The sequence below is a fragment of the Acidovorax sp. SUPP2539 genome (genome assembly GCF_030158975.1).
Classification (GTDB): domain Bacteria; phylum Pseudomonadota; class Gammaproteobacteria; order Burkholderiales; family Burkholderiaceae_C; genus Paracidovorax.
Window position 1 is genome coordinate 1 of sequence record NZ_BQXJ01000023.1, and the last position, 879, is coordinate 879.

Consider the following 879-nt stretch of genomic DNA (forward strand, 5'->3'; position numbering starts at 1 on the left):
TAGAGCGTGTTATGAACTTCCCGCCGCAGCTAGCACCCGTGCAGCGGCGGGCAACATGAGCACTGCAAACACCAGAAAATGTAGCCCGCCGAGCACTTCCGGCAACCGCTCATAGTCCCGGGAGAGCCTGCGGAACCTCGCCAGCCAACCAAAGCTTCGCTCCACCACCCAGCGCCGCGGCAGCAGTACAAAGCCTTTCTTCGCCTCGGGCAGCTTCACGATCTGCAGATCGATGCCGTTGTCCTTCGCCGCCTTGGATGCCGCCTTACCCGTGTAGCCTTGGTCTGCCCAGGCCCGTTGCACCGTATGGCCAGTGGCCTGCTGCACGTCCTCGCACAACTGGTGCACCTGAGCGCGCTCTTGCTCGTCGGCCGGCGTGACATGTACCGCCAGGAGATGGCCCAGCGTGTCCACGGCCATGTGCACCTTGCTGCCTCGCTTGCGTTTGTAGCCGTCATAGCCTGCACGTGGGCCACTCTCGCAACTCGATTGCAGCGTTCGCCCGTCCATCACCACGACGCTGGGCTGGCCCTGGCGCCCTTGGGCCACGCGGATGATGGAGCGCAGATCAGAGACCATGGCCTCGAAGCAGCCCGCATCCAGCCACCGCCGGCTCTGCTGGTAAACCGCTTCCCAGGGCGGCAGATCGTTGGGCAGCATCCGCCAGGGCGCTCCCGCGCGCACCAGCCAACGCAGCGCGTTGAAGACTTCTCGCAGATCATGCTCGCGCTGGGGCGCGTGCTGGTCCATCAGGGTCAGGTAAGGCGCAGCGAAGCTCCATTCTTCATCGCTGACGTCTGTTGGGTAGGGCTTGCGGGGCATCTGCAAACTCTACCCTTGGCTTCGCTCTCACGGAGCAAAGTTCATAACACGCTCTAG

At 63.6% G+C, this 879-nt stretch carries 1 protein-coding gene; it reads right to left on the reverse strand.

All coding sequences use genetic code 11. The features are described from left to right. Positions 1 to 9: 9 nt before the first annotated feature. Positions 10 to 822, reverse strand: a complete 813-nt coding sequence (locus tag AVTE2539_RS26240) for an IS5 family transposase (RefSeq protein WP_284415247.1) — start codon at positions 820 to 822, stop codon at positions 10 to 12. Between the last annotated feature and the right edge of the window lie 57 nt (positions 823 to 879).